The 14,290-nt window shown below is 54.0% G+C and carries 14 protein-coding genes, 1 tRNA gene and 1 pseudogene; 2 read left to right on the top strand and 14 right to left on the bottom strand.

Annotated features, from left to right (window positions below; translation table 11 throughout):
• Positions 1-303 precede the first annotated feature (303 nt).
• Positions 304-1,626 carry a class II D-tagatose-bisphosphate aldolase, non-catalytic subunit gene (locus T363_RS0102385; RefSeq protein WP_207640614.1) on the bottom strand — a complete coding sequence of 441 codons (1,323 nt, stop codon included), beginning with the start codon at positions 1,624-1,626 and terminating at the stop codon, positions 304-306.
• Positions 1,627-1,809: 183 nt separating this feature from the next.
• On the opposite strand from T363_RS0102385, the gene gatY reads away from it, so the two are divergent.
• On the top strand, positions 1,810-2,661 hold the full coding sequence (gene gatY / locus T363_RS0102375; protein ID WP_031472888.1) for a tagatose-bisphosphate aldolase subunit GatY: 852 nt from the start codon (positions 1,810-1,812) through the stop codon (positions 2,659-2,661).
• Between the two features lie 53 nt (positions 2,662-2,714).
• On the opposite strand, the gene T363_RS0102370 is transcribed toward gatY, so the two are convergent.
• Together T363_RS0102370 and nagA are read right to left on the bottom strand one after the other, a co-directional pair.
• Positions 2,715-3,242, bottom strand: coding sequence for a hypothetical protein (locus T363_RS0102370; protein WP_031472886.1), 528 nt, complete (start codon positions 3,240-3,242; stop codon positions 2,715-2,717).
• Positions 3,235-4,380, bottom strand: a complete 1,146-nt coding sequence (nagA, locus tag T363_RS0102365) for an N-acetylglucosamine-6-phosphate deacetylase (protein WP_031472884.1) — start codon at positions 4,378-4,380, stop codon at positions 3,235-3,237. The genes T363_RS0102370 and nagA overlap by 8 nt, the downstream gene beginning before the upstream one ends.
• A 177-nt stretch (positions 4,381-4,557) precedes the next feature.
• Between nagA and T363_RS0102360 the strand changes: the two genes are divergently transcribed.
• A complete protein-coding gene (locus T363_RS0102360; protein ID WP_031472882.1) occupies positions 4,558-5,730 on the top strand; it encodes a helix-turn-helix domain-containing protein in 1,173 nt (390 codons plus the stop codon).
• A 19-nt stretch (positions 5,731-5,749) separates the two neighbouring features.
• Here T363_RS0102360 and yajC read toward each other — a convergent pair whose 3' ends face one another.
• From yajC to T363_RS0102305, 11 genes and pseudogenes are all read right to left on the bottom strand, one after another.
• Positions 5,750-6,028, bottom strand: coding sequence for a preprotein translocase subunit YajC (gene yajC, locus T363_RS0102355; protein WP_031472880.1), 279 nt, complete (start codon positions 6,026-6,028; stop codon positions 5,750-5,752).
• 134 nt (positions 6,029-6,162) lie between these two features.
• On the bottom strand, positions 6,163-7,344 hold the full coding sequence (locus tag T363_RS0102350) for an SIS domain-containing protein (RefSeq protein WP_031472878.1): 1,182 nt from the start codon (positions 7,342-7,344) through the stop codon (positions 6,163-6,165).
• A gap of 93 nt (positions 7,345-7,437) precedes the next feature.
• Positions 7,438-7,869 carry a PTS galactosamine/N-acetylgalactosamine transporter subunit IIA gene (gene agaF / locus T363_RS0102345; RefSeq protein ID WP_242840214.1) on the bottom strand — a complete coding sequence of 144 codons (432 nt, stop codon included), beginning with the start codon at positions 7,867-7,869 and terminating at the stop codon, positions 7,438-7,440.
• A gap of 46 nt (positions 7,870-7,915) precedes the next feature.
• Positions 7,916-8,593: a hypothetical protein gene (locus T363_RS0102340; RefSeq protein WP_034971467.1), complete on the bottom strand. Its 678-nt coding sequence runs from the start codon at positions 8,591-8,593 to the stop codon at positions 7,916-7,918.
• A 103-nt stretch (positions 8,594-8,696) separates the two neighbouring features.
• A complete protein-coding gene (locus T363_RS0102335) occupies positions 8,697-9,698 on the bottom strand; it encodes a PTS system mannose/fructose/sorbose family transporter subunit IID (RefSeq protein ID WP_031472875.1) in 1,002 nt (333 codons plus the stop codon).
• Complete coding sequence (locus T363_RS0102330; protein WP_031472874.1) at positions 9,688-10,515, bottom strand: PTS mannose/fructose/sorbose/N-acetylgalactosamine transporter subunit IIC; 828 nt, start codon at positions 10,513-10,515, stop codon at positions 9,688-9,690. The genes T363_RS0102335 and T363_RS0102330 overlap by 11 nt, the downstream gene beginning before the upstream one ends.
• Before the next feature lie 38 nt (positions 10,516-10,553).
• A complete protein-coding gene (gene agaB / locus T363_RS0102325; RefSeq protein WP_031472872.1) occupies positions 10,554-11,030 on the bottom strand; it encodes a PTS galactosamine transporter subunit IIB in 477 nt (158 codons plus the stop codon).
• A gap of 545 nt (positions 11,031-11,575) precedes the next feature.
• Positions 11,576-11,652, bottom strand: a tRNA-Pro gene (locus T363_RS0102320).
• Between the two features lie 96 nt (positions 11,653-11,748).
• Positions 11,749-12,567 (bottom strand): purine-nucleoside phosphorylase, encoded by an 819-nt coding sequence (locus T363_RS0102315; RefSeq protein WP_031472870.1) that lies wholly within the window; start codon positions 12,565-12,567, stop codon positions 11,749-11,751.
• Between the two features lie 13 nt (positions 12,568-12,580).
• Entirely contained in the window at positions 12,581-13,867 is a 1,287-nt protein-coding gene (locus T363_RS0102310) for an amidohydrolase (RefSeq protein ID WP_031472868.1), read from the bottom strand.
• Between the two features lie 79 nt (positions 13,868-13,946).
• Positions 13,947-14,234, bottom strand: a pseudogene (locus tag T363_RS0102305) (sigma-70 family RNA polymerase sigma factor); the annotation flags it as partial.
• Positions 14,235-14,290 lie beyond the last annotated feature (56 nt).

Raw genomic sequence — 14,290 nt, 5'->3', positions numbered from 1 at the left:
CAGGAGCGCTTTGAAACCCGCACTCCGATGGAAGTCCGCACGGAGGCATTAAACTCCGATACTCCTGCACTGTATCCCATTCCTGAAAATAAGCGTATTCAAAAATACAAAGAAAAGTTCGCTGCATAAACAAGCTCACCGTTCCCGAAAAAGGAAACGGCGAGCATAACCGCACTATATTTTATTTATTTCTCCGGTCTACCTTGACAGGGGCGGATCATATGGCCTGACTTTTTTTCATTTGCGGTTCTGTTTTTCTTTTCTCCGCCGCAGCACAGCATCAAGAAAACCAGCAGTGCTGTATTACATCAGTTCCTTCTGATGGGTCGCATACAGGTATTCATCGATCGTGTTGGTGATACGATCCTCCACCAGTGCCACCGGATCATTTTCCAGCACGCCCTCGCGCACCTTGGTATACTGAATCGGCATAAACTGGCTGAGCAGGTTAAGCGGGATGCCCTGCGTACGCAAATTACCGATCAGGCGCTCCTTTGCCGCCTCGACCTCCGGTGTCGGCATATAATAACGGCAGCGGTCGGAGAAGGAGTACTTACGCTTCATACGCTGCTCCAGCTCCGTACCCTGATAGTGCTTGCGCCAATGCTTGCCATCTGCCAGCATGGCCTCATCCAGCGTCCGGATAAAGTTGCTCGGCTCGATCTCCGTGCCGTACAGCAGCTCCTCCTCAATATGCGCCAGTGCAAACATCCCCTCGCGCATGGCAAAAGTCAGCGCCGGGCCGACCTTGAGAATGCCTACGCCATCCTCGATCAGCTCACGCAGTTTGATCTTGGTCTGATAATCCGTAGAGTGTCCTTCAAACACCAGATTGGGGAAATCCTTGATCGATGCCATCAGTTCCGCTGCCTTGGCACGGTCATACTCGGTGCAGCCGCTGTCCTTCTCTTCCACGCCGGGCTGTACCACCACTGCGATAACGTTATTCCACGCCTCATCCAGACCCTCCTTGCGAAAGGCCGCTTCGAACGCCGCCACCGTATTCTTGAAATCCTCCACGCGCGTGACCTGCACACCCTGATCCGCGCCGACCTGACCGCCCGGGATCGGCACCTCACTGCCGACGATATACACCGGCGCGATCGCATCCGGCTCGGTCTCCAGCAGCTTGCGATAGGTTTCCTCCGCCACACGCGCCAGCCGCGCGCCGCGGCGCGCAATGATCTCATCGCTCAGACGCGTATCCGGATCATCATCCGCAACCTTCATGCTGGTATCAATGTGGATCTTGGTAAAGCCTGCGCCAACATAATGACGGATCAGTTCTTCGGCATCAGCCATAGCCTGCGCTTCGGGCTTGCCGGCGAAGGTCAACGGACCGAGATGGTCACCGCCGAGGAACAGGCGCCCGGTGTCAAACCCAACCTGCTCCGCAATGCCAAGCACAAATTTCTTAAAATCCATCGGCTTCATACCCGTGTAGCCGCCATTCTGGTCACACTGGTTGGCCGTGCTCTCGATCAGCACGCAGGAGCCGTCCGACAGGCCGCGCTTGAGCGCCGCCTCGATCACATAGCCATTCGCGCTGCACACCGAATAAATGCCCACGCTTTTGCCCTGCTTCTGCAATTCTACTAACTTTTTCAGCGGATTTTCATTCATAATGTTTTCTCCTCTCCGGATCACGGACTGTGCCGCGTCCCTTCCTCTGCAATACATACTGCACAGCCGGTTGCATATCAGCCAGCTGCCGGTTATCCTGCTGCAATTATTCTTTCCTATTGTTCCGCCCTATGCTATAATAAAGCAAACGACTATTACAAATACAAATAGAAAGAAGGATTTATTATGCCTTTGGTAACCACAAAGAAAATGCTTTTGGACGCACAGGCCGGCGGATACGCGGTCGGTGCTTTCAATGTGGAAAATCTTGAAATGGTCATGGCGGTTGTCCGCGCGGCGGAGGAGCTGTCCTCCCCCGTGATCCTGCAAACCACGCCGTCCACCGTAAAATATGCGGGGCTGGATTATTATCTTGCCATGGTACGCGCTGCCGCCGAGCGCACCGCCATCCCGGTCGCCATGCACCTCGATCACGGCGAAAGCTTCGACCTTGCCATGCAGGCACTGCGCACCGGCTACACCTCGATCATGATCGACGGCTCACACGGCTCTTTTGAAGAAAATATCGCCGTTACCCACAGCGTTGCCGCAGCCTGTGCGCCCTCGTCCATCAGTGTGGAAGCTGAGCTCGGCAAGGTCGGCGGCAAGGAGGATGACCTCGAAGGCGGCGACGGCAACCCCTTTACCGACCCCGCGCAGGCGCAGGAATTTGTTGCACGCACCGGCGTAGATTCCCTCGCCATTGCCATCGGCACGGCGCACGGCCTGTACAAGGGCGTGCCCAAGCTCGATTTTGACCGCCTGAGCGCGATCCGCTCGGTCGTATCCATCCCGCTGGTGCTGCACGGCGCTTCGGGCGTACCGGATGAGTCCGTTCGCGAAGCCATCCGCCGCGGCATCTGCAAGGTCAACTTTGCCACCGAACTGCGCATTGCCTTCAGCGACGGCGTTAAGGCGTATCTGGCCCGCGATCCCGAAGTATTCGACCCCAAAAAATACAGCAAAGCCGGTATGGAAAATGTCGTATCGGTCGTCAAGGACAAGATCGGCCTGTGCGGCTCTGCCGGAAAGGCCTGACCCCTCCCCCGCGCATATTCCCCGCCGCATTTGCGGCGGGGATTTTTTGCCGCTTACTTCATTTTGGTCAGTGCGATCACATGCAGGGCGCAGAAATATACGCCGAGAATTGCTCCGCCCACACTGAGCAGCATCAGCGCCGATGTATAGTGCTGATCGAACGCGTTCAGCATGACCAGCACGGCGAAAGCCGCATACAGGATCGCCAGCATCACCACTTTTTCCTTGCTCTTATGCGCAAGGATGGATTCCAGCGGCGTGATCCGCCGGCCACGGTCAAAATCCTCTACCACCTGCATTTTTTTGAATACCCGCACACGGTACAGCAGCTCTACCAGCACAAAGAATATCACACCTGCCACCGCAGCCTGCTGTGCAGACAGGAAGGTGCCTGCACACAAAATCGCTGCGAACAGAATGATTACCAAACGGTTTTTATAAAAGGTGATCTTATTTTCAAGCTTGGGTTCCACCACATAACCGCGTTTGGTCCACATATCATAGTAAATGGTGCGGTTCTTTTTATCTGTATAGATATTGCGTCCGGAAAGCCGGGTCTGAATCTTCTGCTTTTTACTCATCTAACATTCCTTTTCCCATGCAATAGGTCTGGAGCACCTGATAATCACGATCCAGTACCACCAGATCGGCATCCAGCCCGACCCGGATCGCTCCCTTGCGGTCATCCACCCGCAGGCAAGCCGCCGGGTTCTTCGTGCATGCATTGATCGCCGCGCTGACCGGCACCTGTGCCTCCTCGATCAGGATGCGCAAACCATCGTTGACACGCAGCGTCGAGCCGGCCAGCCCCTTGGTCGAGGTCAGATGCGCACTGCCGTCCGGATAGATCTCGATCTCATTGCCGCCGAACAGGAACTTGGAACCGATCGGTTTTCCCTTAGCCATCAGCGCATCCGTCACCAGCAGACCGTAATCCGGCCCCTTTTCGCGGAAGAACAGGTTGAGTGCCGCCGGTGTCGAGTGGTTGCCATCGCAAATACACTCACCGTACATGCTGCGCAGACGGTAAGCCGCACCTACCAAGCCGTTTGCGCGGTGATTAAACGGCGTCATACCGTTATACACGTGCGTCATCGAGCGTGCGCCGTTGGCAAACGCCATTATCGCCTGCTCATAGGTTGCCGCAGAGTGACCAATGCTGACCACAATGCCGTGTTCCGCGCAGTAACGTGTCAGGGCAAAATCCTCATCAGTCTCGGTCGCCATGGTAACGTACTTGATCAAGCCGTTCGCCGCCTTCTGATAGCGTTCAAACTGCTCGATCGTCGGCTTGACGATATGCTGCTCCGGCTGGGCGCCTTTGTACACCATATCCAGATAAGGGCCTTCGAAGTGCACACCCAGCACCTCGGCGCCCTCATAGCCATCCGCCACTACCTTGGCAACATTCTCCAGTGCTGCGGTCAGTACCTGCTCACTCTGGGTGATCGTCGTCGGCAGCAGGGCGGTCACGCCCTCATCCACCACATGGCGGAGCCAGTAGCGCAGACCCTCTTCCTCCGCATCATTGGTATCAAAGCCGAATGCACCGTGGCAATGCACATCGATAAAGCCCGGCAGAATCCGCTCGCTGCCATAGTCCCGATCGACCGGTTTGGTGCCGTAATCATAGATACCGGCAATCTTTCCGCCTTCCATCTCGATCTGCGCTGCCGTAAACTGGTCGGCCAGCCAGACCTTTTTACTTTGAATGATCATTTTTCCAACCTCCTGTCAGCGGGACGCAAGCCTGCCGCTGTTGTACTGTTTCCGCATCCCTGTGACCACCGGGCGATGCGGACTTGCTTTTTTTCCAATTTTCGTATAAAATAAAAGGAACATTCGTAGGCTGTCACACAACATACCAATGTGGGATCACTTCCCGGGGGATATCAGATGACCAACACTGTCATGACTGAAAGCTTCTGCCAATTCGGTTCCGTCTATTATGAACCGCTTGATTTGGAGCAGCAGCATCTTGCCTGCATGCAGTTTTCTGCACAAAGCAAAACAATCGAACAGCTTTACTGTTTTCCGCATGAGGTTTGTATCGAACTGATCAGCGGGCTTGCCGTGATCCTGCTCTCCGCACGGCCCGGCACAGAAACGCCCAGTGCGTTTACGATCCATCATTATCTGCGGCTCAAACCCGGCGTATTTTTTAATGTTGTTCCCATCTCAGCCGAAGCATCCTATTCGCTTATCACACCGGAAAGCCGCTTCAAACAGTACCCGCTGCTGCGTCCGTACACCCTGCAGCACACACCGGTGCAATTCCATATCCTCGAGATTTTCGACTGCTATCATTCCGCCGAAGAACCGCCCTGCCGTTTCCACAAAGCCACGCATGAATATTATGAGCTGCTGTATGTGACGCAGGGTATGCTGTCCGTTGCACGGGCGGATAATGCCTATGCGCTTACTGCGGGGGATGCCATCCTGCTCGGTCCGGATACGAAGCACCCCAAACTGCTGCAAAGGGAACGCGCCTGCAGCTATCTCTCCGTGGTGTTCGATATGGAGATCGCTAAACCCTATCGTTTGCTCGGCCGCATTTTTCACTGTACCAGCGGGCTGCGTGATGCCCTGCGCCGGCTGACCGAGGACTGCGCCACGCACACAGCCCATACACGAACACTGATGATCTGCCATATGCAGGAGGTTCTCACCCATCTGCTGCTTTTTTGCGACCCAGAGGACGAACCAACCCTGTCTGCGTCCAGCCCGACCTATCAGAACGACCTGCTCCAACAGATCCTCACTTATATGGAGGAGCGCGTGACCGAACCCATCACGATCGAAGAGATCTGCCACAAGTTTTTCCTGTCACGCTCTTCCCTGCAGTCCTTATTCAAAACGTATTTGAATAATTCCCCAAAGAGCTATCTGCTCAATATCAAGCTGCAAAAAAGCAAGGAGCTGATCCGGGAAAACCAGCATACCATCAGCGAAATCGCCGAGCTGCTCGGTTTCAGTTCGATCCATTATTTTTCCCGGTTATTCAAAAAATATTTCGAACAATCACCCAGCGAATACGCCAAACAGGTATTTCAGGAGGAAGACGCATAAGCGCCTTCCTCTTCTGATTTTAGTCCTCTACCGTCTGGATCCCGTAGCGCGATACCTGCAGGGTCATGCCCTTGCTGACCTCAACCGTAACCACATCATCCTTAATGCCGACGATCGTGCCGAAAATGCCGCCGCCAAACAGCACCTTTGCGCCAACCTTGATATCCGTCTGCAATTTTGCCATGCGGTCACGGCTTTTTTTCATATTGCGCGCCGACATGATAGATAGAACCAGCGCAGCGATGATTACCAGCACAGCCACCGTTCCGCAAGACCACAGGATTACTTCCCAATTCATATGTTTTGCTCCTTATGCTCAGTTTATTTCCCTGCACACAGTGAGAGGGACGGCCGCGGCCGTCCCTCTTCCTTTCCCGCGCCGCACGGGATATGCACACCTGCCTGTTCTTATCCGCAGGTGTTTTGCTTCCATCAGGCGCGGGTGTACGGATACAGCGTCACGCCCTTGACCACGCGGTTGACCTCGCCGGTCGGGCAGGGGTTATCCGGCGTGATCTTCATGGACAGCGACTTGAGCACTGCCAGTGTCTGGGCAAACAGAATATCATCCAGACCCAGCAGAACACTTGCCGTCGCGCCTTCCAAATCGTAAACCACCGTATAATCTACCAGCGCTGCTACCGCATCATCCGCCTTGGACATGACCGCAGCAATCTTATTGCCCTTGCGCTGTCCGCTCATCTCCTTGATCAGATCGACCTCATACTGACGGGTATAGGGATCATCGCTCAGGTATACTACCGTGATGGTGTTGTCATCGATAATTGACTTCGGGCCATGGCGGAAACCAAGCGGGGTGTCATACATCGTGACCACACGGCCGGCTGTCAGCTCCAGCATTTTCAGTGCAGATTCCTGCGCAATGCCCTTCAGGCAGTTGCTGCCCAAATAAACAATACGGTTGAAATCATACTCGTCCACGATCTTCTGCGCCACACCGAATTTACCGTCCAGGAAGGACTGTCCGGCTGCCATTACCTTCTCCACATCCGCGATCGCTGCATCCAGATCATCCAGATGAAAGCACAGATAGGTCGCCAGATACATATTCGAGAAGCTGGAGGTCATGGCAAAGCTCTGGTCATGCGTCTCATCCGTCAGGTTGATCGCAAAGCAGTTGCCGGTCGTGTCTGCACGCTTGGACAGTGCGCCGTTCTTGTTGCAGGTCACAAACAGGTGGAACACATGGTCGCACACCGCCTCTGCCACGTCAATCGCACCAACCGACTCCGGCGAGTTACCCGAACGGCCGAAGCTGATCAGCAGCGTGGGCTTGGTGCGGGACAGATAGGCCTCCGGCGTTGCAACCAGATCGGTCGTGCCATAGGATTTGACCTTGAAATTCAGACCCTTGGTCAGCGCCGGGAACAGCGCGTTGCCTACGAACTCACTGGTGCCCGCACCGGTCAGGATGACATCAAAATCCTCGCAGGTGATGACCTGATCGATGAATTTCTTCAGCGCATCCTTATTCGCGCGGATCTGATCACAGGTCTTTTTCCATGTTGCGGGCTGCTGATAGATCTCACTCAGTGTAAAAACCGAAGAAGTCTGCTGCATCTGTTCCGCAGTTACGTTAAAAATCTTGTCCATTATCTATTCTATCTCCTTTCGGCCCGCGGCCGACGCACCGGGCGGCGGGTCATGTCTTCCGAAAACCAGATTTTATCATCTAAGGCGCGCAGCTCAGATTCCGTCTTCCGACTCCTGCTGCTCCACCTTCTTGAATTCATATCTAACAATCTGTTCCTTGCCGGTGTCCAACGCAGCCTGCGTCAGCATCTCAAGGTCATCGATGAATTTGCGCGACATGGCGATTTCGACCATCATCGGCAGATTGGCGCCTGCGATCACGTTTACATTGCCGCGCGGGAAACCTACTTCCACCGCCGTTTTGAACGGCGTGCCGCCCGGCAGGTCGGAAAATACCAGAACACCTTCGCAGTCCTTCAGTTCATCCAATGCCTTGGTGATCTCACGCGACAGGTCTTCCAGACTGTATTCAGGCAGGAAATCCACATATTTATAGTGCTCCTGCTCACCGGCAATCAGATTGAGCGAGCTTGTCAGGCCGGAGCCGAAGTTAGCATGTCCCGTAACCAGTAATCCAATCATCATTCTTCTCCTATCTCATCTACGTTTTCCTACTCACGCCGCGCATCCCTTATGCACGGGCAGTCTCCCGCTCCTCTGGCTGTTCCAGACGTTCGATGCAAGACTCGATCACCGGAACATAGATCGCCTTCGGATGGAAACATATCTTCGCATTTTTGTAGTACAATACCGCATTTGCCGTATCGTTCAAATACTCATACTGCCGGGCGATCATAAACAGGATGACACCCAACGAAAAGCCGTAGTACTGCTTTGCATCGATCTGATGATCCATCGTTTCAATCAAATCGCTGCGTTTTTCGATCATCACCGCATAAGCCTGTTCATTATAACGGGTGAACACCTCGTCTCCGAACGCGCGGATCGCCTCCAGCAGCCAGTCGGCATACTGTTTGTTTTCCCGCAGCAGGAACGTATGAAAATACTGCTCGAGAAAGCTTTTTTTATCCGCAGGATTTTTATATTCTGTTGCGATCATCTGCCGGAGCAGCGCCTCAAACCGGGGCACATCCTCACCCAGATACAGCGCCCGCAGCTGATACAGGTCGCAGTTGTACTGTCCCAGCAGCTTGCGGGAAAGCCCCATAGCGGCGAGTTTTTCCACCAGATCATAATCCTTCTGCGCAAGCGCCTTATTCAGGTTGCGAAGCTGAAAGTTCTTTACCACCTGAAAGCCGACATACACGGCAAACAATATAAAAATAACGGAAACTGTTGCTGCACTCACATGAACACCTGATTTCTGCTGTTTGAAGGAATAGGGGGAAATGATCGCATTACCATCTCCCCCTATCACACCTCAGCGGATCACACCGCCAAGCTTTTCGATTTTATTCGGGCATGGTTACGGTAATGCCCGACTCCTGCAGCTCGGTCACAACCGAGGTCAGGGCATCCCAAGCCTGCTGGCCGGACTTTTCAGCCGGAGCGGGTTCCGGATAATCATACCACGCAACGAGCGGGTTGTAGCCGCCGGGGATGGTGTTGCCGTCAGCGTCCATCGCCTGAGAGTTACCGCTCCAGATACCGAACGCACAACCTACGATGCCGCAGGCCAGAATGAGCAGGATGCACTTAACAGGCGTCCAGCCATTCTTGATGAGCGCATAGATACCGAGGGTGATCAGCAGCGGGATCAGCTTGGGCAGGATGCCATCCAGCAGACCCTGAATGTTGATCTGCGTCGAACCAACGATCATACGAACGCTGGTGGAGCCATAGGTAGCGATCAGGCCGCCTACTACGAATACGCCGAGGATGCTCGCCGCACGGGTGAACTCCTTCGCACTCGACGTCAGCAGCGTAACTGCCTTGGTACCCAGACCGTAAGACCAGTACATCAGGCCGAAACGGACTGCAAACTGCACAGCGTTGAAAATGATCAGGAACAGGATCGCACCCATGAAGTTGCCCGTGAGCGCCATGTTCGCGGTCAGGCCGGCGGTGATCGGAACCAGCGTCAGCCAGAACAGTGCATCACCGATACCACCCAGCGGGCCGGCAGCGGAAATACGAACGGAACGGATGGTAGTGGTATCAGCCTTGTTCTGCTCGAGCGAGAGCACGATACCCATAACAAACGTTACAAGGAACGGGTGGGTGTTCAGGAAGTCCAGGTTGTGTGCCATAGAGGCCTTCAGGTCTTCCTTGTTGGTGTGGATCTTCTGCAGACCCGGAAGCATGCCCCACAGCCAGCCGCAGGCCTGCATTCTCTCGTAGTTGAAGGATGCCTGCAGGAAGCAGGACAGCCAAACCATCTTATTCAGGGTCTTTTTGTCCAGCTGCGGAGCCGGAGTCAGATCCTGATACTTTTCAGGAATATTATATGCCATCCGAGTCACCTCCCATATTGCCAGCGCCAGCATTTGCCTTAATCTTGGTGTTCATCGAGAAGTCATAGATCGCAATTGCCGCACCAACAAATGCGCAGAGCAGCAGGGTCGCGCCGGAAGTAGAAGCATTCGCGCTGCACAGCAGGGCCATTGCAAAGCCCGCCAGCAGGAAGCCCCACATCTCGTTGGACATCATAACCTTCATCAGGATCGCAAAGCCGACAAACTTCATCGCGCCGCCTGCAGCGTCCAGACCGGCCATGACCCAAGAATACTCAAACGCGAAGTTCTGCAGGGTCTCGCCCAGAAGGGTGCCGCCGTACAGACCGGCAACCGAGATCACACCGAACAGCGTGCCCAGAAGAGCCATTTCGATAAAGTTGATGTTACGGATACCCTTCACATCCGCATTCTCCGCGCACTTGTCAGCCTTGGCCATCATACCGGACATAATGGTAAAGGTCAGGGTAACTACGTACTGGCCGAATACGGCGAACGGGATCGCCAAGCCAAGCGCCGCGCCTACGCCCTCCGGCGTCGGCTCCATGTTAAGGGATACCGCGAAAACGGTAGCCATGATGCCGCCGATGATCGCGTTGGGGGGCTGTGCGCCGCCGATCGGCATGCTGCCGATCTGAACCAGCTGGTAAGAACCGCCGACTACTACGCCCAGTTCAAAGTTGCCGAGGATGGCACCGATGAGCGGGCAGGTAAAAATCGGCTGATACAGGGATTCCAGGAAGCTGAACTGGTCGATGCCCATGATAAAGGCAACAACGAAGACCAATATCGCCTGGATAATGGTGATTTCGCCCATTTTTTACTCCTTTCCACTTGCTTTCACGTCAAATCTCTTTACTTGAACAACTTGTCGATGCTTTCCGCCGGGGTATCCGGCACACGCTTGATCTCAAGCTCCACGCCCAGATCCTGCAGTTTTTTGAAGCATGCAACATCATCATCATTTACGGCAACAGAAGTTGCTACCTGACGTTTCCCATCCGCCATGTGCATATTGCCGATGTTTACCTTCTTGATCGGTACGCCGCCCTCAACCAGCTTGAGCACATCCTGCGGTGTTTCGCAGATGATCGCAATGTGCTGGTTCACCGAAGCCTTGCCGATGATGTTGATCGTCTTCTCAATCGAGAAGAAGCGAGTCTGCGCATAAGCAGGCGCAGCCATGTTCATCAAACCCTGACGGAATTCGTCGGTCGAAACCGCGTCATTTGCCACAAGCAGCAGATTCGCGCCGACAACACCGCACCACTGAGTCGCTACCTGACCATGGATCAAACGGTTGTCAATTCTCGTTAATACAATATCTGGCATTTTTCTTCCCCTTTCTCCAGTTTTTGCATTGAGTTGAACAGAACATTCCCCTCTCTTTGCGAGCAGGCATCGCCTTATCTGGGAATAACAAAACAATGCCCCTTTGCTACATGAATTATTCTAACAGATATTCGCTTGCATGAATTTGCACTTTTTACTTTGTTTTTTACAGTTTAACCTTGTGTGTTTTTGATAAATTATACATATGATACGTAATTTTTCATCAATATTTTGTCATTTTGTCTGTATCTGGCAGGTAATTGTGTACATTTTGTAAACTTCTTGGTTATGTCGTCGCAAGTAATGCCATTTATTTTAGTGATATTTTACTTAAATTTTTCTTTTATTTTTACTAAAATGTGCAAACATTCCTTCCTTACCACCCAATGTTATTTTGTGCAAAATGCTAAATTATCCTACAATATCACTGAAAACAGGCGTTATCTGTTTTTCTCTTGATGGTTCGTTCATCGTCCGATATTTTACTTGCTTACCCAGTATCACACAAATACAAAAAAGCACCGCAGATTTCTCTGCGGTGCTGATGGTCGAGGTGACAGGATTTGAACCTGCGGCCTCTTCGTCCCGAACGAAGCGCTCTACCAAGCTGAGCCACACCTCGAAGTGCTGTCGCTGTTTTGTCTTAATCAGTGACAGCTTTTATATTATATCTCTGGTATACCGGAATGTCAATACTTTTTTGAAAAAATTTTTCTGATTATATTTTTTGTACCAGTGCTGTGATCAACCGTCGGAAATCCGCGCCGCGCCGTGCCGCGATCTCATTGACTTCCGCCCCAGAAAGCGGCTGCATCAAAACCCCGGCGGCCATGTTTGTAATCATAGCGACCGCTGCGACCGGAAGCCCGCAGTGCGCTGCCGCAATCACTTCAAACACCGTGGACATCCCTACCGCATCCGCGCCCAGCGCACGGAACGCGCGGATCTCTGCCGGTGTTTCAAACTGCGGGCCGTTCACACCGCAGTATACACCGCGCCGCAGGGTCAGTCCGCAAGCCTGCGCAGCCTGCTGCGCCGCTTCCCGCAAATCAGGGGCATATGCAAAGGTCATGTCGGGGAAGCGCGTCCCCAACGCACTGTCATTCGCCCCGGTGAGCGGGCTTTTGCCGGTCAGATTGATGTGATCCTCGATCAGCATAAAATCCCCTACCGAAAAGCCCGTGTTGATCCCGCCGGAGGCGTTGGTCAACACAAGTGCCCGCACACCGAGCGCCTGCATCACATATACCGGATACGCAATTTCCTGCGGCGCATATCCCTCATAGCCGTGCAGCCGTCCCTGCATGCAAATCACCTGCCGGTTTGCCAGCGTGCCGCAAACCAACCGTCCCGCATGATCCGGCGCCGTGGATGTCCTAAAGTGCGGGATCTCTCCATATGGAATACATACCGCGTCCGTTATGTCCTCTGCCAGCGGCCCCAGACCCGATCCCAGCACAATTCCGATCTCAGGCGCCGCAGCCAAGCGGCTGCGCACATATGCTGCGGATTCGAGCACCTGTTTTTTTACTGTCATATGCTGTTCCTCCTTATAACGAAGCGCGGATCGCATCAGTGCGGCGCTGAACCTCCGCCCTGCACTTTTCTATGTCGATCGTCGGATATGCGCCATCCTGATAGAGCACCTCACCGTCCACCATCGTCAGCCGGATATCCGCGCCCTGCGCTGCGTATACCACATTGCAGGCTGCGTCAGTCATCGGTGTAAACTGCGGGGTATCAGTGTCGATCACGCACAGATCCGCCCGGTATCCCAGCGCGATCCGCCCACTGTCCTCCCGTCCTTGGGACAGCGCCCCTGCACGGGTCGCCGCATGCAGCGCCTGTGCCGGTGTGATCAAGGTCGAATCACGGAAGTATCCCTTATACACCACACCAAACAGGTAAAGATCCTGCATAATGTTCAAATTATTATTGGACGCAGCGCCATCCGTACCCAGCGCCACGCGGATCCCCATATCCAGCATCTTCGGCACGTTGGCATAACCGGATGCCAGCTTGAGATTGCTTGCCGGGCAGCAGGCTACCGTCACCCCGCAATCCTTCAGGATGGAGAAGTCATCTTCTTCCAGCCAGACGCAATGTGCCGCCGTGGTGGGCACATCAAATACGCCATGCGCCCGCATGTAGGCCGCCGGCGTCATGCCGTGACGCTGTTTACAGCCTTCATGCTCGGCCTGCGTTTCAGACAAATGGATGTGCATCCGCACGCCATGTTCTCTGGCCTGCGCCGCAACCGCTTCTACCACGCGCGGCGTAGAGGTATATTCTCCGTGAATGCAGAGATCGCCCCTGAGCCGTCCGCCGCCTGCGCCCTGCCACTCTCCCAGCAGGCGCAGATTATCCGCGTACGCTGCAGTCTGCTCATAGCTGCTGCCGTCAAACACCGTCAGTCCGCGGCTGAGATTGCACTTGATCCCGCTCTCCAGAATCGCGCGGGTCATGCCGTTCAAAAAGAAATACATATCCGTAAAAGATACCGTGCCGCAGGCCAGCATTTCCGCAATAGCAAGCTGTGTGCCGTAATACACTGCTTCATCAGTCAGCTTATCCTCGAATGGAAATACCTTTTCATTCAGCCAGCGCTGCAGCGGCAAGTTCTCCGCATAGCCACGCAGCATGGTCATCGGCGCATGGCTGTGTATATTATAGAACCCCGGCAGCAACAGCCGGTGCCGTCCATCATACCGTTCGCCGTAATCCTCCTCGGGCGCAGTATCCCCGATATAGGCGATCACGCCATCCTTCACACCGACATACTGTCCGCGCCGCAGCGCAAACTGCTCATCCAGCAGATCAATATTGCAAAATAGCATCGTATTCTCCTTTATGTTGGGTATGTAAACCGGTTCTCTGTTAATTGATTGCGGAGGGACTTTTTCCCCAATCTACGTTCATCGGCACGGCATAGGTGGAAAAACGCACACCAAGTTCGGTGTTAAAATGGTCGATCGACTTCATCAGCCCGATGCACCCCACCTGAAACAGGTCATCCGGCGATTCTCCCCGTCCCTGAAAACGCTGCACCACGCTCAGCACCAGCCGCAGATTCCCACGGATCAGCTCATCACGCGCCTGCCTGTCGCCCGCCGCCGCACGCCGCAGCAGCTCGTCCGTTTTCTTTGCTGACAGCACCGGCAGACCCGATGTATTTACGCCGCAGATCTCCACTTTTGTCTGCATGAAAAAACCTCCTGTCCGCGCACACCGTATCGTGCGCCCTATCAGGATTTTCCCCC

The organism is Agathobaculum desmolans ATCC 43058, assembly GCF_000701665.1.
Taxonomy (GTDB): domain Bacteria; phylum Bacillota; class Clostridia; order Oscillospirales; family Butyricicoccaceae; genus Agathobaculum; species Agathobaculum desmolans.
Note: the sequence above shows the minus strand (reverse complement) of the source record. Positions and strands in the feature narration are given on the sequence as shown.

Coding starts and splice junctions, on each gene's coding strand:
- gatY (WP_031472888.1), top strand. CDS start 1,810: ATGCCTTTGGTAACCACAAAGAAAATGCTTTTGGACGCACAGGCCGGC.
- T363_RS0102370 (WP_031472886.1), bottom strand. CDS start 3,242: ATGAGTAAAAAGCAGAAGATTCAGACCCGGCTTTCCGGACGCAATATC.
- nagA (WP_031472884.1), bottom strand. CDS start 4,380: ATGATCATTCAAAGTAAAAAGGTCTGGCTGGCCGACCAGTTTACGGCA.
- T363_RS0102360 (WP_031472882.1), top strand. CDS start 4,558: ATGACCAACACTGTCATGACTGAAAGCTTCTGCCAATTCGGTTCCGTC.
- yajC (WP_031472880.1), bottom strand. CDS start 6,028: ATGAATTGGGAAGTAATCCTGTGGTCTTGCGGAACGGTGGCTGTGCTG.
- T363_RS0102350 (WP_031472878.1), bottom strand. CDS start 7,344: ATGGACAAGATTTTTAACGTAACTGCGGAACAGATGCAGCAGACTTCT.
- agaF (WP_242840214.1), bottom strand. CDS start 7,869: ATGATGATTGGATTACTGGTTACGGGACATGCTAACTTCGGCTCCGGC.
- T363_RS0102335 (WP_031472875.1), bottom strand. CDS start 9,698: ATGGCATATAATATTCCTGAAAAGTATCAGGATCTGACTCCGGCTCCG.
- T363_RS0102330 (WP_031472874.1), bottom strand. CDS start 10,515: ATGGGCGAAATCACCATTATCCAGGCGATATTGGTCTTCGTTGTTGCC.
- agaB (WP_031472872.1), bottom strand. CDS start 11,030: ATGCCAGATATTGTATTAACGAGAATTGACAACCGTTTGATCCATGGT.
- T363_RS0102315 (WP_031472870.1), bottom strand. CDS start 12,567: ATGACAGTAAAAAAACAGGTGCTCGAATCCGCAGCATATGTGCGCAGC.
- T363_RS0102310 (WP_031472868.1), bottom strand. CDS start 13,867: ATGCTATTTTGCAATATTGATCTGCTGGATGAGCAGTTTGCGCTGCGG.